Raw genomic sequence first — 24,341 nt, 5'->3', positions numbered from 1 at the left:
ACCGCCGTCCCAGGCGGGCGAGTCGGCGCCCTGATCGGTGGTATAGAGGAGGGCGCCGGGTGAGCCGTCGATCCCGCGATCGGAGATGATCGTCTGATCGGCGAGTTCGTAATCCTGCCCTGAGAGATCGATCCGGGTGTGGCCGTCGATCCCGATGACGGCGGCGTTGCTGGTGAGTGCGCTCGCGAACGAGTCTTGATCGTCGACGATGATGTCGGCGTCGTCGAGACTGATGTCGGCGTGGTAGCCCGTCCCGCCAGCGATGGGGCGATCGTGGAGGGCTTCTTGTACGCGTTGGTTGGTGAAGTAGTCTGGCATGAGTGTAGTATGATGTAGTATGGTGTGGGTTAGTTGATGGTAGTGTAATGTATCGGCTGTTAGAGATGCGCGTCCTCGTGAGCGGCGACATGGAGGTCGAAGTAGTAGTACCAGTAGCGGTTGCTCTCGTATCCGGGTTTCGCCCCGCCGTAGAGTTCGAGACCGTCACGACTCTGGCTCTCCCACCCGCTCCAGGCACTGCGCCGCAGCGGGAAACCTCCATCGCGCGTGAGGAGGTACTCGCCGGGCTCGAGGGCCATATCGAGATCGATCTCGTTGATGCCCGCCTCAACTGTGATGTCGCGCTGGTGGACGGGATCGAACTGATTGTTGCCGTCGTAGTCGGCGACGACGGCGGTGAAGGTCCCGGATTGATCGGCGTCGACGGTGGCGGTGCCGAGGTGGATGGGCTGGTCGGTGTCGAAGTGGATGCCCCAGCGGCTGGCGCCATGCTGCTGGCCGCGGGGCGCGGAGCCGATGCGGCGGGCGGGGAATTCGAGGGCGTCGGCGGCGCGTTCGAGGCGGCCGAGGACCTCGTCGAACGCGCGGAGGTCGACGTTGCCGTCGGCAGCGTTTTCGAGTTCGACGACGGGGTCGGTGGGTTGGGATTGGGCGTTGACGTTGGCGGCGGCGCCGGCGATGCCGGCGGCGCCGAGTGCACCGATGAAGGTGCGTCGTGTCCAGTGGTGGTTCGAGTCGGGGTCGTCTGTGTGGTTTTGGTCAACCATTTCTACAGTCTGAGAAAGTAGTAGTAATCATATATATTTAGTCTGACTAAGAAGTTACTAAGGCAGTTACTAACCGGTGACGTCGGTCTCAGCCAATAGTATCTGTACAGACACTCATGTAAATTCATTCTAAAACATATGGCTAAAGTTATTTGTAGTTATTCTATTTGAATATAAGATATAACTGGGAAAGAGTGACTACCACAATAACAGGAAACAAATAACAGATATATTATAGAAGGTATAAAATACAATCTGTCGTTTGATTTAATACGTTTCAAATTGTAGTAGAAATTGCCGGTACGAACCGGCGCGTCGACGGCTAAAACCGCTACCCTGATAGCGGTTTTTAGTTCTGTCTATCACAAAAATCCACTAAACGCGGCTAGTGACTCTACTTAACAACTCGCTGTTGACCCGCCAGTTGGGGTGACGATCACTTGTCTATCGCCTCCTGCACCAGATACATACACGATATTGTTTTCCGCCTGCCAGTTAGCATATCGTTCGTCAGAGAGTTGTTCGGGTGAGGCAGGGAACAGTTGAGCACCTACAGTTGTCCAGGAATCCTCAGCGATCGTCGAACAGGTGGGTGGAGTTCCTCCGTGAAGCCAGTTGTAGACGGGTTCTGGACCGGCGTTGTGCTCAGAGCCGTAGTAGTTATTCTCAACGCGAGTAATATGATCATCACTTGTCCATGGTTCAGAGAACATCGTTGAAGCGAACGTCACTGTCGAGAACTCCGCCTCTGTTGTCGTACCTTGATAGGACACAGCTTCGAGTCCGACGAATGCGATAGGCACTGTAACGACTGCGACGAGGATGAGGATAATTGGGAGACCGATCTGAACGATCGTTCGAAGCGATTGCGATCGGTCCTGAACACGGTCATATAACACGAACGTCGCTACGACTGCGATTATAACTGCGCTTAGATGCACAAACGTTTGTGTTCGCTGTATGAGATGGAAATATTGAGGCGAGAGACCAGCAGTCAGACTGAGCGCAATGAATGTAAGCGGTGCGATCAATAAGGCAAGAACGAGCGGTCCGTAATGTAGTCGAACCACGATAGGAAGGCCCCAGCTCATGAGAACGACGAGCACGATCAACGGCGCAACCAACACGAGCAACAGCAACGGTGTAGACGACATACTCGGGAAAAATGGTTGAACTGCGTTGAGTGCAAGGACACCGAAGCCAAGGAGACCGATACTCGCGAATACCCCCCGGGTGAGACTAGGTTGTGCCATCCGGAACCAGTATGCTAAGGTGACGATCGCGATGATCCAAGCTATAAAGAGCATTGGATTCGTCGTAATCAAGCCGGTATATGGCGGAGGGGACTGCGAATAGTATAGCAGTAGATACGCCCAGAAACCAACGGTAATCGCTACTCCCGTAGCGATAATCCGTAATGTTGGCTGACGATCGATCCATATACCGACTAGGACGACGAGCGTGACACCAGCGACGACTGTACTGAAGTGATGGGTAGCCGGTAGCACCAGCAAGAGTATTCCTGCTATCCCAAGCCACGACCGACGTGAGGTCGCAAAGAATCGATGAAGGCAGAGAGCGATTGCCGGGATGAAGAGTAAGCCAAGGACCTCATAGCTAACGGCTACGCTGCGCCGAAGATAGAGCCCTTCGGTTGCGAGAACAACTCCAGCAAGCGTCGCAGCAATGAAGGTGCGACGAGAAGGCCAGCCGAGTTCGATCCCGATTTCGCGAACCACTAGCACTACAATGAGTGCTGGAATCGTCCCGATGACGGCGATCGCCGGTTGTGCAAGCCACAGCGGCTGAAGGCTGGTGATTCGGCTAAGCAAGACGAGAAGGGAGACGAAGATGTACCGTTGTGATCCCATCATGCGGTGCTCATTAGCAGATGGAATGGATCCCGATTCTAACGCTGTCCGCGCAACACTAGCGAAGCCAAATCCATCAGGATTGAACGGATATGGTGTCCAATAGAGAGGTGCTAGCCTGATTGCGACGCCGATCGCAAACACACAAAGAACAGCAAGCACATACCGTCGAACATCTCGAGATTCAGTCATATGGCTCACCACCAGTCGTAGCCCGGTTTGTACCGGTTAGCAAAGCAGTTGGCTGTTGGTAAAGTAATGATCCGACAGCAACCGCTGCACTACAAAGCGTTAGACCGACACCGGTAATGAGTGCAAGCACTGCGACACTCCTTGTTGGAAGCGGCGGAATGCGAATGCCATAAACTGTCAGAAATCCGAGAATACTCAGGAGGCGAACGATGAGCAGTGAGATGATAAAGGCACTGACAGTTCCGAGCGCACCAATAGCAAGTGCATCTCGCAACACCATCCGGAGAATGCGACGTGGGCTGGCTCCAACGGCCCGATGAATACCAATCGTTCTGCGGCGGGCATGAACAGCTCGGGCCATCGATGCTGAAAGTCCACCGACGGTCATAGAGGCTGCCAACCCGCCTAATGCGACCAGCAGAAGTGTGATATTACCGACCGCGGCTTCGATCGCTTGGTCGAGACTGCCACCACTACTCGTATAGCCGCTACTCGCAAGCGCCGCTGCAGTACGGTCGTCGCCCGACACCTCGTAGCTTGTTTGAGTACTGACGGTATCAGCGACTTCAACCCGCACCTCGTACGTCCCTGCCGGTTGACGACTCAATGTAGTTCGCTGTTCGACACGCTCGCCAGGAGCGAGTTGGACTTGTACTTCTTCCGTAGTTCCTGGACCGTTGATACTGACTGTCCTTTCGAGCTGTTCGTTCCAAGGGTTATAGAGGGTGGTTCGTGCTGTAGGTGTTGTAAGTGTCGTCGGGGAAGCTGGAACGATGTTCACAGACGTAACGAGCTCCCGTTCGGCATCAGCTGTGACATTGATCGTTGCTGTTGCTGTCGCTTGTTCAGTTGTGACGCGAACCTCCCGAGTGCCATCCGAACCGACAGGAAGTCGAACCTGACCATCTGATCCCGTCTCAACGGTCTGATCGTCGATTGTGACAGGCGTATTTGCGAGCGGTTCGCCGGTAGCAGTCTGTACGGTGATGAGTGGTTCACTTCCTGGAGGTGCTTCCGCTGGTACACCACTCAGTCGTGGTGTCTCTGGATCGACGATCGTAATGGATTGGGTAGTCTCGTCATTAACTCGTATCGTTTTGCTGCCGGGATCGCCGGTCGGCAATGAGAGCTGAACCGTTCGCTGCTCACCGCCCGCAAGTGTAATCTGATTCTCGACTCGCTCGTCGCCAAGCGTTGCAGTCACCGTATGAGAACGCTCGTTGGAATCATGATTGCGGAGGGTGACGTTAACGGGAACAGTATCGTTTGCCACGGCGCGTTCCGGTGTCGAGGCATTCAGTACCGATACCGACGAAGTAGTCTCACTCCCTTCGAGTGTCTCGTCGGTACGAATCACGTTGACCGTATCGGTAGATAATCCGGCAAGATGCTGAGCGGCAGGGAGCGAAAGCAGGAGTTGATCTTCGTATGCGCCAGGTGCTGTGTAGGTGCCGACGATAGTGATACGGGTCACCCCATTCGTATCACTGCCACCGAGAGTGAGAGTCTCGCCTACCTCAACGTCAAGAGTTTGGGCTAACGAGGCGCCGATAACGGCTTCGCCCGATGAGTTGTGCATACGGCCGCTCTCGAGGGTGGCATCGGTAACCGCTGCAAACGACTCATAGTCGGCACCACGCGTAAGAAACGGTTGGCCATCAACGACGGCAAAGCCAACGACTTCAGCACTGGCATCGATCCCATCGGTTTGTAACGCATCAGCATACTCTGTCGGTACCTGGCTAGCAATCGGATGGGCAGTGCCTGGTTCCGAGATCGTCGACCCACCGGTTGTCGCAACCGGTGCGGCGGTCAACGTAAGCGCTGATACGACAAACAGGACGGACATGAATACAGAGAGCGTCGCTGTTGTCGGCACGAGTGTCCGCCAGTCGAGTAGTATAAGTCCAGATGGACGTTGTCCCTCCGTTGTGGCTGAAAGCTGCGAAGGTGGACCACGGACGGTTGACCAAGCGGCAAAGATACCCGCAAATGCGCCGATAAGAACGAGTCCGACATAGGTCGGAAGCAGGACGACTAGCGCTTGGGAAGTAGCCCCGAGATTGAGTGCTGTCGGGAATCCGAAGAAAACGGCCACTGACAGTGCTATATTCGGAAGGATAACGCCGAGAGCATAGCCAAGGGTAACGCCGGTAGCAGTCAGAACGGCTGCACGCACTGCGAATGTACCAAGAATGGTCCGGGGTGTCGCTCCTGTAGCGCGTGCGGTCCGTATCGTTTCGAGACGGTCGCGAACGCTCATTCGAGTAACACTGTAGACCGTGACTGCAACGAGAACAGCACCGCCACTAACAACCGCCCCCATGACTGCGAGCAGCTGTGATTGACCCGCAAGGAAAAAGCCCAGTACTGATTGAAGAGGGACACCGGTTGCAGGCACCTCTGCCTGAGAATCGGTCAAGACAAGAGTTTCCGTTGTGCCGAGCTCTGCGACTGTCTCGGGAGTTGTAACATACCACTGTGGCGGTAGAAGGGTGCGGTCCGTTCGAGACTGGACAGCTGCATCAACGGATCCAGACTCGCCGTTGAACTGGACAGAGCTAGCGCTGTCAGTACCGTGGCTAAATCCGTCATCCGGTGGCGGCGGTACGTCCCATGACTCAGTTGCGGTAGCCGGTACACCAATGACAGTAACGTTTACTCCGTCCGCTCTCGTTGCCGTTGCAATCGGCAGCGTCAGTTCATCCTCAGGCGTATCATTAGCATCAAGTACCGTTGCTGTACCCGATGAACTGAACTGGTCAGCAAGGCCGATTGGTTGTGCACTGGCTGCGACGATAAGCAATGTACTCCCAGTGAGAAATGCGACCGTCAGCGCCACCAGTAGTACAGCGAATCGGTCCCGTCGTGACCAGCGACGAATGAGAGCGTGACGGTAGTTCATCGCCACTGAGATTGCAATGGCGAGATACGGATCAATCGGATCACTAACACAGATAGACAGGCGAAACGCAAGTACATAACTTTCCTGTTTTTATTCATCGAATCTATGTGGGGACGAGTAAATCTACTGTAAATCAAGAAAGAGGAGAAGTCACCGCTGATAGCAGTCGCGTTCGTAACTCAGATCATCGGGGTTCGTTCGGGTGACTAGCATCACCAGCCCCCGCGTAGGCGTCATCGTTCGAGGTACCGGACCATACAGCGGTCGGTGAGAGGCGCAGTATGGGGAGAACGGCGAGTGCAGCGCTACAAACGGCGATCGCTATAGCTCCAATAAGTGATAAAAGGATGATTCCTGGGGGAACGTCAGTCATCAACTGAACACCAAAGACACTCAGTAAACCCAGGGCATTCAGAACAACAAGTGCGATAAGTGCGCCCAGTGCTGCGAGAATAACGGCTGGAATTGCCAGTTTACAGGCATCAGTGACGATAATACGCAACACCCGCATTCGGCGGGCTCCTGTGGATCGATAGACCGCGATCGCCTTCCGGCGAGCATGAACTGCCTGTGTAAACGCTGCTGTTGTACTGCCGATCGTCATCAGACCTGCGAGAACGATCATTGTTCCAAACAAGATCTGAATATTGCCCACGGTGTTCTCGATGACCTGGCCTAGTGCTGCGCCCGACTGGTACTGTGCTCCATCAGGAATCTGTTCGAGGGCAAAGTCGCCATCAAGTACCTCGTAGGGTTCTGTTGCGATTGTTTCCTCATCTGCAGTCACTTCGATTTCGTACTCACCGGGAGGTATCTGCTGATCGGATTCACCAATCGTCCGTTCTATCGTGCCAGACTCACCCGGAGCGAGTGTTACTGTTCGACCCTGCTCACCGGTTGGTGATGCCACACGGATGTCTTGTGTTCGATCGACAGACCAGTGATTCATCAACGTCACCGTTGCCTCAGGAGTGGTATTCGGCGTTCCTGTGCGGGGATCTACTGTAACGGCCGCTCCAAGTAGACGTTGCTGGCCTTCTATGACCTGTATCTGATGATTCACTTCCTCCTGGCCGTCTGCCGTTGCGGTGAGGTTGTATTCACCTTCAGACTCCGGGAGTTCGATACGAGCAATCCCATTGGTGTCAGTCGTGGCTTCAGTGCCATCAATAGAGACAGTCGCATCTGCGACCGGCTCTTCGGTAGATGTTGTCACCGGAACGAGAAGGGTATCGCCGGGTGGTACATTGGTGGGCAGCGTCTCGGGTAGCATGAGCGAATCCGGGGCACTGACAGTAACAGTCCGCTCGTGGCCCTGAGCAGAAACGGTCTGAGAACCCGTCGACTCAAACGTATGGTTGATTTCGAGTCGCTCATCCTCATCCGGCTCCAGCGTTACGTCTCGTTCAATAGTCTGCTGGCCAGCATTAACGGTAAGTGTTTGTGAGACCGTCGATGATTCATCGTTGTACACATGAACTGTGATTGGCACTGATTCGCCCTGAACGGCCGTCTCCGGAGTGTTTATTCCCTGAACGATACGTTCCTCAGGTGGAGTTTGGGAGCTATCAGGAGTGTCAAAGACAGCGTCGACGTTGCCAGCAGTTCGAACGACATGGACTGTTCCCGGCTTGAGTGAGAGTTGATGACTGGTTTCGAGCGGGACAATGAGTTGGCTGTCAGCTAAGCCATCGGTCTCATACACGCCTACAATCGTGACACGGGCTACACCAGGACTATCACTTCCACCAAGTGTTCGTGTGTCACCAACTGTCAAGTCCTGTGATTCCGCGAGGCTTTGTCCAACAACAGCTTCATCCGGCGCAGTCGGCGCATGCCCCTCAACGAGTTCGGCGTTAGTGACAGCAGCGAAGTCGGAATAGTTCGCCCCTCGAGCAAGATATGGCTGTCCATCATGTACCTGGGCGAGAACAACCTCTGGGCTTGCATTGATTCCTTCAGCATGGAACGCATCCGCGACTTCTACATCAAGGCGGCTATCAATCGGATGAGTCGCGTCTGCGGATGTTAGCGTACCACTTTGAGTGGTCTGAAGTGGTGCGATCGCTGTCCCAAGTCCACCGATGAGGAGAACGAGAAGGATGAATACCGTAAGTGTCGCTCCTGTTGGGATGAGTATTCGCCAGTCTAGAAGCGTTGGTGAGAACGAGGACGGGAGGTGTGTCGTAAGTCGTCGGATAACGGGAGGATTTGAACGCTGTCCAGCATGCGATTGCAGCGCAGTCGGTGGGACATTTACCGCTGGTCGCGCCGCAAGGATACCAGCAATACAGCCAACTAGCACAAGCATTGCGAGCATTGGAACGAGAATGCGAAGGACAGAAGGCGTTAACCGCGGCTCTAGCGTGATTGAGATCCCTGCCCATGTCGCAAGGGCGATTGAGAGATGGGTTACAACAACGCCAACAAAGAAGCCACTCAAGACGCCGACGAACGCAAGAAGAGTAGACCGAAGGCCAAAGAGAGAAAGAACTCGAAGGGGTGTTCCACCGGTCGAACGGATAATCTCAATCGTCTCAATACGTTCGCGAACACTAATTCGAGTTACACTATACAGGACGACTAGAATGATGACTGCGCCAGCAACAGTCGCAACCGCTAATAGCTGTAATACTTCGTGCATTCCTGCAAGTAGAAGCACGAGCGCAGAAATCAACGGGACACCCGTGTTGGATTGATCAGATGGAAGGAAGGAAGTGAAGTCTCCAGTCATCGTGCCACCGGTCTCAATAGTGATTGCCTCTGTCGGACCGAGCGTTTCAACTGTTGAACTGGAAGCCGTATACCACCAAGACGGGAAGATCGTCTCTTCCTCTTGAGGTGTTGCCGTGAGCGTCGTCGTTCCTTGTTGACCCTCGAACTCTATCGTCTGTTCCTCAGAAACAGGACCGGAGACGGTCTCTGGATCGCCCGGTGGTGGGATGGTCGCCGTCTGCCACGATGTCGTCGCATCAGCGAGTTCGCTTGGAGCATCTGGCGGGATTCCAATGACGGTGTGTTCCGTTCCACTTTCATCCTGGACGGTTGCAATCGGGAAGACGATTGCATCATCGCCAGCGGCTTCTTCGGCGTCAGCTAGCGAGTTGTGGTGGGTAGCGGTCGTGGATGTCGCTAAATCACTACTAACGGTCGTGATGTGCATCCCTGCAGTCAAGAGCAGTAGTGTCGTACCAACGAGAAATGCAGTGCTAACTGCAACGATGACGACCGTCAGCCAATCTCGACGCGACCATTGTCGGAGGAGGACGTGTTGATATCCCATTCAGTCAGTCCCCTGGATTTGGTGTTGCTTGTCGATACTCAAGATGCCCTGATCATCGCTGCGTGGCTGACAACCGCGACGAACAGGGGCCGTGAGCACCGCCAGATACAGAAGAACCATTAGTGGGGGTCGGGTGAAATCGGAGTTCGAACCGATGACTGCTCGGTGAGCGCGCCGTTGTCAAGAAGGAGAACTCGATCGAACCGATCTGCAAGACGGCGATCGTGACTTATGACGACGAGTGCCATTTCTGTACGGTCCCGGAGATCAAACAGGAGATCAAGAACCTGAGCTGCTGTCTCGGGGTCGAGTTGGCCGGTCGGTTCATCAGCGAGAATGACGTCGGGTTTGTTCGCCAATGCTCGTGCAATAGCGACGCGCTGTTTTTCACCGCCACTAAGGGTAGCTGGATATTGATCGGCCAGATCGGTAATATCCAGAGCTTCAAAGAGAGTATCGAGCCAGTCTTCGTCACGCTTGCCTCGATGGTCTTGGGGGACGGCAGCATTCTCACGTGCAGTCAGGTCATCAATGAGTCGAAAATCCTGAAAGACGAAGCCAACCGTCTCGCGTCGGATTCGAGCCCGCGTGCGTTCTGAACTCTCGCTAACATCCTGTCCGTCGACGATGAATGTCCCTGCAGTAGGCGAATCAAGCAACCCTAGTACGTTGAACAGAGTCGTCTTTCCGGATCCGCTTGGTCCTTGAATAAGGGTACTGCTATCTCGATTGATCTGAATAGATACGCCATCCAGAATTGCGTGCCCTCCTCGCTGAATAAGTAGTTCATCAGCTTGGAGTAGTGCCTGATTCATTCGTACGTATCGTTTGACGGGGAGCTATGTATATTTGTTGACCAATATAGTCAATGTTCTTGAAGGTTTTCTGTATCAATTTAATCTAATTATTGCAGCATAAGAGGGATTCTGAACCACCGCGATCGATTATCTGCATCGATTTAACCAATATGACCACAGATAATACTGCAAGATTATTATCATTTGCGTCGGTCTCCAATGTATGTCAGGGACACACAACGGCAGGCACCTCCAAATGATTTGTGAAAACGGTCGATGCTAATCGAGGAATGCTATTCGTCTATTTCGGTTCCACAGACGCTACAGAAGTTCATTTGCCACGGTACAGTGACACGGACCTTACGAAGCTCATCACACTCTGGACAATGGAGTTCCTCAGCCATAGTATATCCCTCTATTCACCACGTCTTGCTACCGAGTGTATTCCTAAAATACTATTGATAAAAACCATCAATATGTGTATTTGTATTAGACACTATTCCCCCTGAACCATCTTTTATCCTGTATTTTTGAAAAATGAGATAGGTATCAGACAAGTTGAATTATTGGTTGGGAACTATTTGATTATCTTGATTGCTTTTTCCAACCTGCTATCGGACTATGGCCAATGAAATACTAATCGAAAGAAAGATAACTGAATTTCGCGACTGAGATACATATGGAATTAATAGATAGTCGACTCCTCATCACAGGCGGTGCTGGGTTCATCGGTTCACATCTCACCGAGCGACTCCTCGCCGACGGCAACGAGGTCGTCGTCCTCGATAACTTCGCAAATAGCGAATCAGCAGGTGTTCCCGATGGGGCAGAACTGATCGAGGGCGACCTCACCGACAGCGCCGTCGCAAACGAGGCGATCGACAGCGATCTCGACGGCGTCTTTCACCTCGCGGCGCGCAAATCCGTCAACGACGAGCACCCGCGCGGGCAGTTCGAGGCCAACGCCGCGATGACCTACAACGTCCTCGAGGCCATGGATCGTGCAGGTGTCTCCGAGGTCGCCTTTACCTCTTCCTCGACGGTCTACGGGGAAGCGCCGCGTCCCACACCCGAGGATTACGCACCCGCAGAGCCGATTAGCGTCTACGCGGCGAGCAAGATTGCCGACGAGAGCCTCCTTTCGACGTATGCCCACACCCACGGAATGCAGGTGTGGACATTTCGGTTCGCGAATATCGTCGGCCCACACCTCCGCGGGGCAGTGATCCCCGACTTCGTTGAGAAGCTCCGCGCGAACCCCGAGACGCTGACGATCCTCGGTAACGGGCTCCAGGAGAAGTCCTACATGTACATCGAGGACTGTCTGGACGCGATGGAACACGTCATCGAGCACGCCGATCGTCCAGTCAATACGTTCAACCTCGGGACGCGGACGACCACGTCGGTCAACCGGATCGCCGACATCGTCAGCGACGAACTCGGGCTGGATCCCGAGTACGAGTACACGGGTGGCGAGCGAGGCTGGACCGGCGACGTGCCCAAAATGCGCCTCTCGATCGAGAAGCTCACGGGCCTTGGCTGGGACGTTGACCTTGAGAGCGACCGGGCAGTACGAACGACAGCTCGCGAACTCATAGATGAAATGAACGAATAGCTAGCTGATCGTTTTCATTCACATCTCATACTGCAACCAGTAGAGTGTTCTACCGTTCGTACTGCAACGTTCGGTTAATTACAAGCATTATAATTCAGAAGACAGCTCACTCACTAATCGGTTTGTCTCCAGTTTTAACGCGACCGTCAGAGCGAACGAGTCGTAGAGGCTTCAAATGAGAAATCACTCCCGCGGCAAGTGCTCTTCGGACATGATCCGTAAACGCTCCCTGTTCGCCCTGCAGACAGGCTAGCTCGGATTCGGAATCGTATTTGATAGACCCACACTCCGCTAATGCCGGTAAATCTCTTTCCCGGATCGTTTTTCTAACCACCAGCGGCTGAGCTCCAACCTGTGACCCAATGTGTTCACTGAGTTCGGTAAGTCCAGCAGGATAAGCACACATGCGAAGGTAGCGCAGGATGTGCCACCGATAGCGATTCGCTTCGTCGGGGACATACTTAGTGACAATTCTTGCACATTCGGAATCGGTGCGCGACATACTATACCATGGCATTAACGCGGCGTAATATAATACTTCTGATTATTTGAATATTGTATTTATGGGATGAGGTAGTGATCTCGACCACGGTTTCGGCAGCAATATTTCTGATTGGTTAGATATTAGCAGTGCGCTTATGAAGAGATATTAGATTATAACAACTAATCATGGAACTAGTGAGAAAGTCATACATCCATCAAACATACGAGCCGATAGTTCGTCATCGATAAACGATTGAGCAGCTACCAACCGTAATTCTCTACTCGATATTACTCCCAGAATTTTGGCACTGTTCCTTCTATTTGATAGCCTTCTCCCTGATTACTATCGGAAATCAGTGTACGACGTTCTCCATCCATCGATAACGGCCCCATGACATTCGTCAGCAGGATATCACGTGTTTCTGTCCGATAAAGCTCATACCACTCATCGCCATCGACACTCGCGAGCACAACCGAATCCTCGGCCGTATCGTGCATTGGCGAGTACCCGAACGGCATGAGACACAACTCGCGCCCCTCCTCGAGGTCCTCGCGGATGTGCCAGCGCCGCCGAGCGTACATTTCCATCGTGTCATCTTCAGGATCAGTCTCGATCTCGACGTGGACCCGCTCGAAATCATCTGCTTCTTCGGGAACGTCATTCGGGCCCTCGCGCTCCCAACGAAGGATCCCCTCGGGATCACCGTCGCTCCCGAGAGTGATGCAATCCTTGAACGCGGCGATCTGCGTGACCATCGTAATCGCACCCCGGTCGTCGATCTCTTCCCATGATTTCCCGAGATCATCGCTCCAATAGAGTTGGGAGTTGCCGTGGTCACCGACGGCGACCCAAATACGCTCGGCATACGGGTCGTACTCGACGTCGTGAATGTGATTGTTCGCTGCGTCGGTAGTGTTGACTTCCGGCTCGAGGATTTGCTTGAAGGACTTCCCGCCGTCCGTCGAGAGAATCACCTCATTGCCGTGTTTGCCCGCTTCGTAGTCCGAGAGCTTGTAACAGGAGATAACAACAATATCCTCGTAGGCAACATGACCTAGACTGTTCGAAACCCTGCCGTAGTCGAACTGATAAAGCGTCTCTGAACCCGTGTGATCCTCGTTGATGAGTTCGATCGTACCGCCCTCTTCGCCCCGGCCCCCGACGGCAGCAATGATCCGTCCGCTGTCGGGAACGATAACTGTCTGGACGTTGCCATCGGCTTGGCCCTCGAAGGAATACAAGACTTCAGTTGTCTTCCACCAATCATCGCTGACCAGTACACGCGGGCCATCGCGCCCATAGATACGCTCGTTCTGGTCGATCCAGACGGGTTGGCCAGCCTCTCGCTTGTCGTGAACCTCAAGGTCATAGTGTGTATACGGCCGTCCATCACCACCCTCCGGTTCGGGCCGTTCTTCTTCGGACTCTTCCTTGCTGGATTCATCGTTCCTATCAGCCGATCCATCGGTCGGCTCTGTCTCTTGACTCCCGATACATCCCGCGAGCGTGATGCCTGAGCCGATTGTTGCTGCCGATGCTGCGATGAATTTTCTGCGATCCATAACACAGAATAGATATCTTATACTAATAGTCTTTCTGGCTGATAAGTGCGTATTAATTACTATTTGTGGGTGACTAAAACTGTTACCGATAGCATATGCCACCTCCCCCTACAGCAGGCTATATAAATTCATATCAAATAGTAGATAATTGTTATTCAAGACTGCATTATTCTCATTATCGAGGTAGTCGCTGACGACAATGGCTGCACTATTCTGCTCGCTAGTCCATTGGATTACGTGGAGCACCGACGTAGAACTATATTCAGTAATAACCGCTCCCTCCTGCCAGATACTAGTAAAGGTCTGTTGATCGGGGAGAAAGGTCTCACCATCGTGATCTCGTGGTTGTCACGACAAGAAAGACGACGAGCACGACGACAAAGATAAAAAAGACGACGAAAAGGATTACAAAGACGGTAAGAAGGACGGCCACAAGCGCGACGGCGGAGATAAAAAACACGCTCACCACGAAAAAGACAAAAAAGATCGCAAACACGATCACGACGATAAGAAAGACGACGACCACAAACACAACCACGACGACAATAACGAGAAGAAGGACGACCACCACGGCGACAAAGACAAGAAAAAAATAAACACAACGTTGACCCAGTAGGGGACATCACGAGACCTACTGTGGTTCAAATCTGTCGTCGTGACCGCTGGTTTCCCCTATCTCTCTTATTAGAAGGCACCCTAATCGATATTCAACTAAGCGGTAGCGCGGAGTCCACTTCCTCAAGTGCGAATAAAGCGAACGGTAGGAAGGAGAGGAGCGCGTGGCGAAGCTGGGCGAAACAGTTACTTCGACCGGACCGTCGTCTCAGGTAGTCCTACGGCGGGCTTTAGACAACCTTCGAAGGGTGCCGAGCCACCATTGCGGGCGGGAAAGGTTTGGTTCCTCGCTGAGGACGAGTCGCCGTCAACCGGCCCTGAAGGATGGATCGACGACGTTGAGGAGACGCGAAGCGTCTCGTTAGCCAATCAGAACGCAAAGCGTTCTGATGACGCCGAAAGCGTCTAGGGCGGGGTAGTTGACTCCCGCACTTGCGATCGGAGTGACGAGAAAGATTACAGATTGACGTGGAAAAGATTGCGTATATGTTAATAAACTATTATGTCGTCCGAGAAAATACCACTATATAGGTGTTGATAGGAAAAAATTATAGACTTATATATAATTTATGATTCCCAGGTTAGATAATTTTAAATAGTGTAGTGTTATTGTTGCGTACACACTGAGTACATCAGTGTGTGATGGATATGGAAGGACCTGACAGGAATGACGACGCAACGCGACGAACACTTCTGAAAGTGCTTGCAGCTGCTGGCCTCACCGGCACTGGGATCGCAGCTACAAGTGGATCCGCAGCAGCGCACGGCTCGGATCACAAGAAAGACTGGTGTGACGACGAAGATCACCACCACCACAAAAAAGGACACGGGAAAGGCCACGGCAAATTCGATAAAGATTATCACCGATATAAATGCAAACTGAAGCGAGATGGGGAAATTGTTGACGAATGCGATGCTGTTGATGAGTGTGAAGTCGGTGATGACGTAACGTATACGGGGACGCTTCTCGTCACTGCTGTCGAGCTGAGTGACGACAACGAGGTACTCGTGAGTGGAGAGCTGCAAGGAACACTCGACGGTGATAGTTCTGAAGAAATAGAGGAAACGTTCGAGGACGTCTCTATTGGAACTCTACAGGAGATCTTCACTGTTCGTCCCGCTGACGATCCGGAAGACTGCCCCATTCTGGAGATCAATATCGGTGGTCTCTGCCTCGAACTCCTTGGTCTTCAGGTTCAGCTTGAAACCATTGAAATCGATCCCGTGGGTATCATCGGTGAAGACAATCTCGTAAGCGATCTTCTCTGCGATCTGCTCCGTCGTCTTAGCTTCTAGAATTCAAACGTTTATCGATGAACTGCCGCCCCTTCCTCCACTCGCTCGTCGCCGGCAGCACGCCACTGGCGCGTAGCTGTGTCGAATCGTTTTCGTTTACGGGCGATCGACCGACGGTGATCTCCTCAGCGTGAATGGAGAAGGATCACGGCCCGCAGGTACTTGAGCATAGCCAGCCGACTCGGGGTTTCCTCGCTGTGCATCCTGGTGACGTATTCACGCGGTAGTAACGTCGCTATGGAAGGGACTGGATTCTCTCGACGAGACCTGACGGACGTTGATCCAGAAATGATCGATTGGTAATTGGTTACTCCCAGAACGCCGGGACCGTCGCGTCGATCTGATAGCCCTCGCCCTGATTACTGTCGGACACGAGGGTTCGTCGGTCCCCGTCCATCGACAGCGGCCCCATGACGTTCGTCAGCAGGATCTCGCGGGTCTCCGTACGATAGAGTTCATACCACTCGTCGCCGTCGACGCTCGCGAGCACAACCGAATCCTCGGCCGTATCGTGCATTGGCGAGTACCCGAACGGCATGAGACACAACTCGCGCCCCTCCTCGAGGTCCTCGCGGATGTGCCAGCGTCGCCGAGCGTACATCTGCATGACGTCGTCGTTAGGATCGGTCTCGATCTCGACGTGGACCCGCTCGAAGGCGTCGGTACCGTGAGGCTCGTCGTCGGGACCGTCGCGCTCCCAGCGCATGATCCCTTCGGGGACGCCGTCGGTACCGAGGACGACGCAGTCCTTGAACGCGGCGACCTGCGTGACCATCGTGATGTCGCCCCGGTCGTCGATCTCCTCCCATGATTCCCCGAGGTCATCGCTCCAGTAGAGTTGTGAGTTGCCGTGGTCGCCGACGGCGACCCAGATTCGCTCGGCGTAGGGATCGTATTCGACGTCGTGGATGTGGTTGTTCGCCGCGTCGGTGCTGTTGACGCCCGATTCGAGGACGAGGTCAAACGACTTTCCGCCGTCCGTCGAGAGAATCACCTCATTGCCGTGTTTGCCTGCCTCGTAGTCCGAGAGCTTATAACACGAGATGACGATGACGTCCTCGTAGGCCACGTGGCCCATGCTGTTCGACACGCGCCCGTAGTCGAACTGGTAGAGCGTCTCCGAGTCGGTGTGACCCTCGTTGATGAGTTCGATCTTCCCGCCTTCCTCGCCCCGTCCCCCGACCGCGGCGATGACCCGCCCGCTGTCCGGAACGATGACAGCTTGGACGTTCCCGTCGCGTGTACCCTCGAACGAGTACAGCACCTCGGTCGTCTGCCACCAGTCGTCGCTAACCAGTACCTTCGGTCCATCGCGTCCGTAGACGCGGCCATCCCGGTCGACCCAAACGGGCTGGCCGGCCTCTCGCTCGTCGTGGACCTCAAGGTCGTAGTGGGTATAGGGCTCGCCGTCTCCCCCTTCCGGCTCGGGTTGGTCGGTATCCGAATCGGTATCGTCAGACTCGGTATCCCCGCTGGCCGGCTTCTCCGAAGACTCATCCCCAGAACTCCCAAGACACCCCGCGAGCGCGATACTCGACCCAGTCGTTGCGGCTGAGAGGGCGATAAACTGTCGTCGATCCATACGATCAACACCGGTTAAATGATGGTAGTAAATCAGTCGCTAATCAGATAATTTCAACTATATTATATATAAATCCCATCCTACTGGTGAAACGATGGGGCTGGTCGAGAGTGGACGGAGGCGAAAGCGGAGGGTGGTCGGGCGCTGTCCGTCGAGAAGAGGTTCGATCCCGAGTGGGTCTACGAGGCCCAGTCGGCGGTCGCAAGCGAACTGGCGTCGACGGAGGAACTATCGAAGTAGGCTCGACACAGCGTCGTCGGCGCCGAGAAGACGGAGAGAGACCGTTTGCCGGGGTATGCGACTACTCCTTCGTCCCAGCTGCTGGCGTCGTATCGATACCGAACAACGCGTTGCACCCACAGAACTGCGTCCACGCGTTTTGCAGCAACCCAATCCCCGCGATACCCGCGATCGCGGCTTTCGTCCGTTGCCCATCGAGGGATGCGGCAAGGGCTACAACGACCAGCCAGATACCGAGCACCCCACGGATGATGCGATCGGCCCCGCCCACGTTCTTCGGATGGTTCATATCCGGTTGTGGGAAAGAGATGTCCATATAGCTTTGGCCCCAACGAGAGGGATGGAATTTCTGAGCCAGTGGTGCTGTTGAAACCCGTCCCGAGAAACACAACGAATGAGTAGCCGAAGAGAGATGGACACCTCCCGAAGTCACGCCTCCTCTGACAGGCCGTCCGGGTAGTGGTCCCGGAGGTCCTCTTTCGTCGTCGGGAGGTCCGGACGGGCTGCCATCCCCAACACGTTGCCGGGGGTGCTGCCCGCCTCATTCCGGCGATTGGCGTAGAAAGGGACGGTCTCGTAGACGCAGGTGACGACCTCGTGCAGCCGATTGTCCTGCAGCTGGCACAGGTCGTCCCGGGAGGTCGTCTCACTGTCGTTCTAGACCATGTCGGTCGCTCGCATCCAGCCATGAACAGTGTGCGGGCGGACTGCTGAGCAGGGGAGTCGAATCGGATTGGGGAATGACGGACCGTCGTCACTCAGCGGGACCGTCGGAGGAACAGTTCAGCACCGCCCCACCAGTTGACGACGGCTTCGTCGAGTTCCCATCCGTCCGCTGCGAGGTCGTTCAACAATTCTTCAGTCGCATCGCGCTTGATTCGGAACCACAGGAGGCTGGTCGGCGCGTTAACGACCTTGTACTCATAATCCGCTTCACCGCTCACACGCTGTTCGCTCATCGTGGTGCTCATGTGGATTAAAGGTCGCACAAAGATAAAACCGCTCCGCTCATCCCGAAAATGTATACTATCAATTTCTTATAATTAATGTATTGACTGACGATGGACGACGAGTCAGCTCGGGGTGTCATGAGATGAGGTCAGCGAGATCAAGTAACCGATATGCACCCTGTAATTATCATTGGGTTTCTGTCATTTTTGAGGAATTCAACAACACCGAGCCACTGGAAACTGATCAGGGGTGGCTGTGCGGAGCCGGTACGACGGGTCCGAACGGCCGCGTTCAGTCGCGCGGTTCGATACGCATTTGAATCGGGTCGAGTGGGCGCGTCGTGATGCTCACGGAGAGATCGACGTCCGACTCGGAGACGAGGTCGAGATGATACTGTCGAGCCAACGTCGCAAGGATCAGTTTGGCCTCGACGATCGCGAACTGCTGGCCGATACACCGGCGTGGACCGCCACCAAACGGGAAGTAGACGAACTGGGGCCGGTCGTCGTCCCCAGCAAACCGGTCGGGGCGAAACGCGAGCGGGTCCTCCCAGAATCGGTCATCACGATGGATCGTCCACTGCATCGGTGCCACTGTCGCCTCCTCGGGGAGCGTGTACCCGCCGAGCTCTAGTGGTTGGGTCGTCTCTCGAGGGATCGACGGGACAGGGGGGTAGAGTCGCATCGCCTCCTGTATCACCTGTTCCGTATAGGCCAGCTCGGGGAGGTCCTCGAACGTCGCGTGATCCGCCGTAAGCACCTCCTCTAGTTCGGCGATGAGTCGGCGTTCGACCGCCGGGTGTTGGGCCAGCAGGAACCAGGTGAACGTCAGCGCTGTTGCCGTGGTTTCGTGGCCGGCGAACAGGAACGTCATCATCTCGTCTCGGAGGAGTTTCTCGGGCATCTCCTCGCCGTCCTCGTCAGTGGCGGTCAGCAGCATCGACAGCAGATCGTCACGGTTCTCGACACCATCCCGTCTGCGTGCGGCAACGAACTCCTGAATCACGGACTCCATCTCCCGGATTCCATGCTTGTACCGGCGCCACATCGGAATTGGGATCCATTTCGGAACCATCCGGGCGATCGGCTGTTTCGTCGGTTGTCCCGGCTCTTGGAGCGCACGAACGGTCTCTCGAATGCCGCGGGCCTCATACTCGATGTCGGATCCGAACATCGATTTAACGAGGATACGGAGGGTGAGAGCTTTCATCTCGTTCTCGATGTTCACGGTCGGTGTTCCGGTCCAATCGTCCGCTGCTGTCCGGACTTCGGCCGTCATCGTATCGGCGTAATCGGCGATTCGGTCCATATAGAAGGCAGGCTGGATCCGTTCACGCTGGCGCTCCCAGAGCCCGCCTTCGCTCAGGACCAACCCCTGCCCGAGGAGGTCACCGAGGTCGTCTTGACTCAGGCTCGCCTTCTGGAAGCGATCGTGATCGGTGGCGAGAACCCGTTCGGCGAGGTCAGGATGGTTGATCTGGTAGAGGTCACCAATCCCGAGCAGCCGGAGGTGGACGACGTCGCCCTGGCGCGCTGCTGCTTCGTATAACCCATCCTGTTCACGCACGAGTTGATGCGTATTCCCGATCACTGGCAGTCCATCGTGTGTCGGCGGAGCGGTTTCGTACGTCGGAGTACGATCAGATTGTTGATATTCAGACATAATACGAGTATCGTCGTCCGATCCCCTTCAGCATTGGTGGCCGTCGGCAGTTGAGGAACGTTCCACGAGGAGTGTTCTCGATCGAAATCAAGATACCGGTCCCGTCGATGTTATCGAATACCGGGCTGTTCGCCCTCGTGTGATCGCTCGCCGCTCTCGTGTCTTCGGTCGTGCGATCACCTGTTCCGATCCATCTACTGTAATTAATATCCGTTTACTTTCAACGCGTTTGCGGGACTTTCATTTCGGTCCGTCCCCTATCAATAATAGATTCCTACCGGTATAGTGGCGGGGTATGGAAACGACGCGAGCTACGGAGCTACCGGTCCGGACGATGCAACGCCATGGTCAGCGAGATCGAATCGAACTACCTCGAGAGTAGCAACGTTTTTGAGCCTGTGTTCCACGTCTGCTACCGTAATAGTTTCACATGGTACCACGTATCTATCTCCTCTCGACGGCTGGAGCAGGGATCCCACCGATTGAGGAAGTGGTATGGACGAGACGTGAGGTAACAGAATGCAAGTAGAGCCCCAAGAGGTCTCGCTTGGGTGGGAGATCGCGGTATTAACGATTCTCGGCCTCTCCCTGATGATCGCCATCGGGTGGTACTCCTACAACAAGCGCCTCGGTGCCGATGTCGATGATTTCTTCTCCGCAAGCAAGTCGCTAGGCTTTCTCATCATCGGGCTGACGATATTCGCCGATTCCTACAGCGGGAACTCCTTTCTGGGCTATGCGGCCGAAACGTATCGATCAGGCGCGTGGTTTCTCGTCTACCCGCAGTTCATGGTCGCTGCGGTGATCGGCTCGCTCATCGTTGCGCCGCCGCTGATCAACCTCGGGTTGAAGTGGGACTACACGTCCCCAATCGATTACCTCGAACATCGCTTCAACTCCCGCGTTGCGTTCATCGCGACGTTTTTCCTGTTGTGGGGGACGTTCGTCCAGTTCACCGAGCAGTTCTTCGCGATGGGGTATCTCGGGAACGTCGCCTCCGGCGGGGTGGTGCCCTATCAGCTCGTGATCGTCCTGTTTGCCGTCGTGATCCTCCTGTATGTCGGTCTCGGTGGCTTTCGTGGAACAGCGCTGAGTGCGGCCGTGCAGGGGACCTTGATGCTCTTTTCGTTATTTCTGATGCTCGTTTTGATCGGGACGCTCGGCGGGTTTACGGCCCAGATGGAGACCGTCTGGCAGGAGGCGCCCAGTAAGCTGACGATCCCATCGGACTCGACGATGCGCGGGTGGTACAGCACGATCGTGCTGATCCTGCTGGGGCTGCCGACGTACATCCACATCCAGCAGTTCTATCTGGGCATCAAGGACGCCGAGGACCTCAAGAGTACCTTCCGGCTCCAGGCGCCGATCTTCTTCTTCGCCGCGATCACGCTCTGGATCATCGGGATGTTCGCCAGTGGCGTCTTCCCGGGACTCTCAGAATCGGGCTCCGAGCAGGTCGTCCCGTACCTGCTTGGCGCGTTCGTCCAGATCGAGGGCGGCACGCTGCTGCCCTCGTTGATCGCGCTGGGCGTGATCATGGCGACGCTCTCGACTGCGGGGGCGACGGTGATGGTCGTCTCGATGGTGTTGGCGAAGGACCTCTACGGGCGGTTTATCGATCCGGAGGCTCCCGACGGCAGGATTATCAACGCCAGTCGCGTCTTCTTGGCGCTCTCGTTGCTGGTGGCGCTGGGGATCGCCTTCCAGCCCTCGCTGACGATCTGGGCGTGGACGGAACTGAAATTCGAGTTCCTGCTTCAGGCGACCCCGCTGTTCGTCTTCGGGCTCTACACCCACCGGGTGAAGAACACTCCCGCCATCGCCGGAATGCTCGTCGGCTGTGCGGTGGCGATCGCCCTCTATCTGACGGGCAACTCGGAGGTGTTCAGTTTCCACGCCGGTATCGTCGGGCTCGTCGTGAACTCCGTCGTCCTCTTGGGCGGGAGCTACCTCTCGGGCCAGGACGAAGAGACCGAGCGCGCAAAGCGGATTCTCAGGTACAACTCGATCGCCGTCGCCGACGCCGACGACGAGACCGCCGTCAGATACGTCCTCCCGGCCCAGACCAAGAGCTTCTGGATCGGTCTCGGTATTATTATCGCCGTGATGGTGCCATGGTACGCTCCGGATGCTTGGAACGCAAGGCTGGCGTTCGGACTGCCGATCTGGACGTGGGTGACCATCGGCGCGCTCGTGCTCGAGACGCTGTTCGTCGTGTTCTCGACGTACATCTGGCGGCCGAAGCCGCCGAGGGACAGCGAACAGGACGTGCCACGCGAGGAGGAGATGCCGGCGGACTGATTACGGGTGGGTGTATCGAACGGTTCTCCGTGGGGCGGCTGCCGTCGGATCGATTACGGATGACCACGATGCAACACCAGAGGGGGCGACTGTGGAGTAGAACAGTTAGACTTGTTGAAACTCTCGAACTAAGGTCGGTCCAGCGAGTGTGCTGGATATAGGGACGTATATACAGCAAAACCGAGACGGAAAGAGAACTCTCCCTGACTCATCACCTAGGGGTTCTTTCCTGGGGGGACTCGATTCTCAGATTCGAGTATGCGTTTCAAATTCTCGCCCTCTTCGTGCATGTGCGTTCGAACGGCGTCGAATTCTCTCTTGTTAAGTCGAGCACCGATCGGTCCGGTTCGTACTTTGATTCGCTGGGTGAATTCGCAGTTGTCCGAGCGGGGATCGATTGTGAAGCTGATTTGAGGCATAAGCAGCCCGACCAGCAATGATGTCGGCTTGAACTCCATGTATCGATCGGGAGCCACCTCTACGAATGTTACCGTCTTTTTCTGTACTTTTCCTGCAATCCGTTCCTCGAAATAGGCCTCTGCGCCCTGTTCCAACCCTTCTCCCTCTGTCCAGCGGAACGTAATGTGATCGGGGTGCCATCGTTCGTAGTTATCCTCCATCTCCTCGAAGAATCGATAGACTTCTTCTGAAGATGCCTCGATGTCCGTGGTCTCTTCCAATATCATTCCAACGTAAAAGGACATCTAACCCTAAATAGTTGCACGTAGAATCCTACTACTGGTATACACCCTTCGTCTAGATTATCGGAGTGTCTATCCACTCGGAACAGCAGATGACCGTATTTTCCATCACAGCAGATTGGTACGCTGCTGTATATATTCTCTGTATTCATCAACCATTCAGTACTTCCCTGACTGAAGAAGGCGTGACTTCGGGAAAGTACCTGTCAACCGTCCCATTATGTATCCATCATTTTTGCGGCAGGAGGTCCAAGAGCTGAATAGTCATCAGTTGATAGCTCACTCGAGTTCGATGCGCTCGAACCGGCCCTCGCCGGTTCGTTTATGTCCGTCCACGAGGGCGGCAGACAGCAGCGCCCGTTCGGCTTTTCGGAGGTGTTCTTGGAGGGTGGCACGGCTGATCCCCAGCTCCTCGGCGAGCCCTTCGTTCGTAATCGCTCGTGGCCAGTCGTAGTACCCACGCGTAAGCGCTTCGGTGACGACGTCGCGCTGGCGGTCGGTCAGCGGTGAATCCACGTCGGCTCTGAACTCCTCGAGTTTCCCGAGCGTGACCGTCCCGAACGTCCCTAGATCGTCGATGATGTTCCTGAGATCCTCGCGACGGAACGCGAGGACGTTGTACTCGCGCTGGCGGCCCGAAACGGTATTCGATCGCCGGAGCGTACCGTGATTCTGATAGATAGCCGAGTACGCTCCACAGGACGGTTTGGTGACGAGCAGGTTCTCGTCGTCGAGGCGCTTGACGTGTGCGACGTGATCGGCGGCTTCCAGTTCCGATTGAAAGGTGTCGGTGTGGCGGCCCGAGCGGAGAACAAACGTCACGAGCCCGTTCTGGATCTCCTCGATTTCGATCGGGACCGGACTGTCGACCTCTGCTGTGAGTCGCCGGAGGATACAGTCCCGATGTTGCGTGAAGTGGACCGTCGCGAGGAACATCCTACTGGTCTGTGACAACGTGACCCGTGGTGAAAAACATAGCTATGGGTCGATCGATGAGACACAGCAGATCAAAAATATCGTGGAGCGGTCCCCACGGTCCTGTTTTTCGGCATCTTACGCGGAATATCGGTTGTGGCGTTCCCGCAGTCGGGTACCGGCTCGCACCCGAATATCCCGTCTTGGTTCCAATCGAGGACGCCTACGCCGTCACCGCTCTCATGGCCGCCGAGTGCTCTCACGCCCGGTACTGAAGCGGGAGTATATAAAAAGCCAACAGCTGTTGGGGGAACCCTTACTCG

The 24,341-nt window shown here is 55.0% G+C and carries 17 protein-coding genes and 1 pseudogene; 4 read left to right on the top strand and 14 right to left on the bottom strand.

The genetic code is table 11. The annotated features are described in order from the left end of the window. The 6 genes and pseudogenes from HAPAU_RS14615 to HAPAU_RS19870 form a co-directional block, all read right to left on the bottom strand. Positions 1 to 318: pseudogene (locus HAPAU_RS14615) on the bottom strand (hypothetical protein); the annotation flags it as partial. A 59-nt stretch (positions 319 to 377) separates the two neighbouring features. Then, positions 378 to 1,046: a twin-arginine translocation signal domain-containing protein gene (locus tag HAPAU_RS14610; protein ID WP_066384234.1), complete on the bottom strand. Its 669-nt coding sequence runs from the start codon at positions 1,044 to 1,046 to the stop codon at positions 378 to 380. Between the two features lie 398 nt (positions 1,047 to 1,444). After that, on the bottom strand, positions 1,445 to 3,109 hold the full coding sequence (locus tag HAPAU_RS14605) for a sodium/phosphate symporter (RefSeq protein ID WP_157078488.1): 1,665 nt from the start codon (positions 3,107 to 3,109) through the stop codon (positions 1,445 to 1,447). Continuing rightward, positions 3,102 to 6,014: an FtsX-like permease family protein gene (locus HAPAU_RS19880; RefSeq protein ID WP_084383759.1), complete on the bottom strand. Its 2,913-nt coding sequence runs from the start codon at positions 6,012 to 6,014 to the stop codon at positions 3,102 to 3,104. Before HAPAU_RS19880 ends, HAPAU_RS14605 begins: the two co-directional genes overlap by 8 nt. Positions 6,015 to 6,198: 184 nt before the next feature. After that, on the bottom strand, positions 6,199 to 9,297 hold the full coding sequence (locus HAPAU_RS19875; protein ID WP_084383758.1) for an FtsX-like permease family protein: 3,099 nt from the start codon (positions 9,295 to 9,297) through the stop codon (positions 6,199 to 6,201). A gap of 119 nt (positions 9,298 to 9,416) precedes the next feature. Continuing rightward, on the bottom strand, positions 9,417 to 10,112 hold the full coding sequence (locus tag HAPAU_RS19870) for an ABC transporter ATP-binding protein (RefSeq protein WP_084383757.1): 696 nt from the start codon (positions 10,110 to 10,112) through the stop codon (positions 9,417 to 9,419). A 661-nt stretch (positions 10,113 to 10,773) separates the two neighbouring features. Between HAPAU_RS19870 and HAPAU_RS14585 the strand changes: the two genes are divergently transcribed. Further along, entirely contained in the window at positions 10,774 to 11,709 is a 936-nt protein-coding gene (locus tag HAPAU_RS14585; protein ID WP_066384219.1) for an NAD-dependent epimerase/dehydratase family protein, read from the top strand. A gap of 771 nt (positions 11,710 to 12,480) precedes the next feature. Here HAPAU_RS14585 and HAPAU_RS14580 read toward each other — a convergent pair. Next, positions 12,481 to 13,857 (bottom strand): glycosyl hydrolase, encoded by a 1,377-nt coding sequence (locus tag HAPAU_RS14580; protein ID WP_245634139.1) that lies wholly within the window; start codon positions 13,855 to 13,857, stop codon positions 12,481 to 12,483. Positions 13,858 to 14,080: 223 nt separating this feature from the next. Beyond that, positions 14,081 to 14,323 carry a hypothetical protein gene (locus tag HAPAU_RS21045; RefSeq protein WP_066384214.1) on the bottom strand — a complete coding sequence of 81 codons (243 nt, stop codon included), beginning with the start codon at positions 14,321 to 14,323 and terminating at the stop codon, positions 14,081 to 14,083. Positions 14,324 to 15,012: 689 nt separating this feature from the next. Here HAPAU_RS21045 and HAPAU_RS14570 point away from each other — a divergent pair. Then, on the top strand, positions 15,013 to 15,666 hold the full coding sequence (locus tag HAPAU_RS14570) for a hypothetical protein (RefSeq protein WP_066384211.1): 654 nt from the start codon (positions 15,013 to 15,015) through the stop codon (positions 15,664 to 15,666). Positions 15,667 to 15,973: 307 nt separating this feature from the next. Here HAPAU_RS14570 and HAPAU_RS14565 read toward each other — a convergent pair whose 3' ends face one another. From HAPAU_RS14565 to HAPAU_RS14550, 4 genes are all read right to left on the bottom strand, one after another. Next, positions 15,974 to 17,248, bottom strand: coding sequence for a glycosyl hydrolase (locus HAPAU_RS14565; protein ID WP_066384208.1), 1,275 nt, complete (start codon positions 17,246 to 17,248; stop codon positions 15,974 to 15,976). Between the two features lie 301 nt (positions 17,249 to 17,549). Further along, positions 17,550 to 17,777 carry a YgaP family membrane protein gene (locus HAPAU_RS14560; protein ID WP_066384250.1) on the bottom strand — a complete coding sequence of 76 codons (228 nt, stop codon included), beginning with the start codon at positions 17,775 to 17,777 and terminating at the stop codon, positions 17,550 to 17,552. A gap of 469 nt (positions 17,778 to 18,246) precedes the next feature. After that, entirely contained in the window at positions 18,247 to 18,459 is a 213-nt protein-coding gene (locus tag HAPAU_RS14555; RefSeq protein WP_245634138.1) for a DUF4177 domain-containing protein, read from the bottom strand. A gap of 271 nt (positions 18,460 to 18,730) precedes the next feature. After that, the gene (locus HAPAU_RS14550) at positions 18,731 to 20,101 is read right to left on the bottom strand and encodes a cytochrome P450 (protein ID WP_066384204.1); all 1,371 of its coding nucleotides are present in this window, start codon (positions 20,099 to 20,101) and stop codon (positions 18,731 to 18,733) included. Between the two features lie 519 nt (positions 20,102 to 20,620). On the opposite strand from HAPAU_RS14550, the gene HAPAU_RS14545 reads away from it, so the two are divergent. After that, positions 20,621 to 22,402 (top strand): sodium:solute symporter family protein, encoded by a 1,782-nt coding sequence (locus HAPAU_RS14545; RefSeq protein ID WP_066384197.1) that lies wholly within the window; start codon positions 20,621 to 20,623, stop codon positions 22,400 to 22,402. A gap of 215 nt (positions 22,403 to 22,617) precedes the next feature. Here HAPAU_RS14545 and HAPAU_RS14540 read toward each other — a convergent pair whose 3' ends face one another. Together HAPAU_RS14540 and HAPAU_RS14535 are read right to left on the bottom strand one after the other, a co-directional pair. Then, positions 22,618 to 23,088 (bottom strand): SRPBCC family protein, encoded by a 471-nt coding sequence (locus HAPAU_RS14540; protein WP_066384194.1) that lies wholly within the window; start codon positions 23,086 to 23,088, stop codon positions 22,618 to 22,620. Positions 23,089 to 23,382: 294 nt separating this feature from the next. Then, the gene (locus HAPAU_RS14535; protein ID WP_066384192.1) at positions 23,383 to 24,039 is read right to left on the bottom strand and encodes a helix-turn-helix domain-containing protein; all 657 of its coding nucleotides are present in this window, start codon (positions 24,037 to 24,039) and stop codon (positions 23,383 to 23,385) included. A gap of 44 nt (positions 24,040 to 24,083) precedes the next feature. On the opposite strand from HAPAU_RS14535, the gene HAPAU_RS19860 reads away from it, so the two are divergent. Continuing rightward, the gene (locus HAPAU_RS19860; protein ID WP_084383756.1) at positions 24,084 to 24,293 is read left to right on the top strand and encodes an alpha/beta hydrolase fold domain-containing protein; all 210 of its coding nucleotides are present in this window, start codon (positions 24,084 to 24,086) and stop codon (positions 24,291 to 24,293) included. The last annotated feature ends 48 nt before the right edge of the window (positions 24,294 to 24,341 follow it).

The sequence above is a fragment of the Halalkalicoccus paucihalophilus genome, assembly GCF_001593955.1.
In the GTDB taxonomy this organism is placed as follows: domain Archaea; phylum Halobacteriota; class Halobacteria; order Halobacteriales; family Halalkalicoccaceae; genus Halalkalicoccus; species Halalkalicoccus paucihalophilus.
This window is presented reverse-complemented; position numbering and strand designations above follow the sequence as displayed.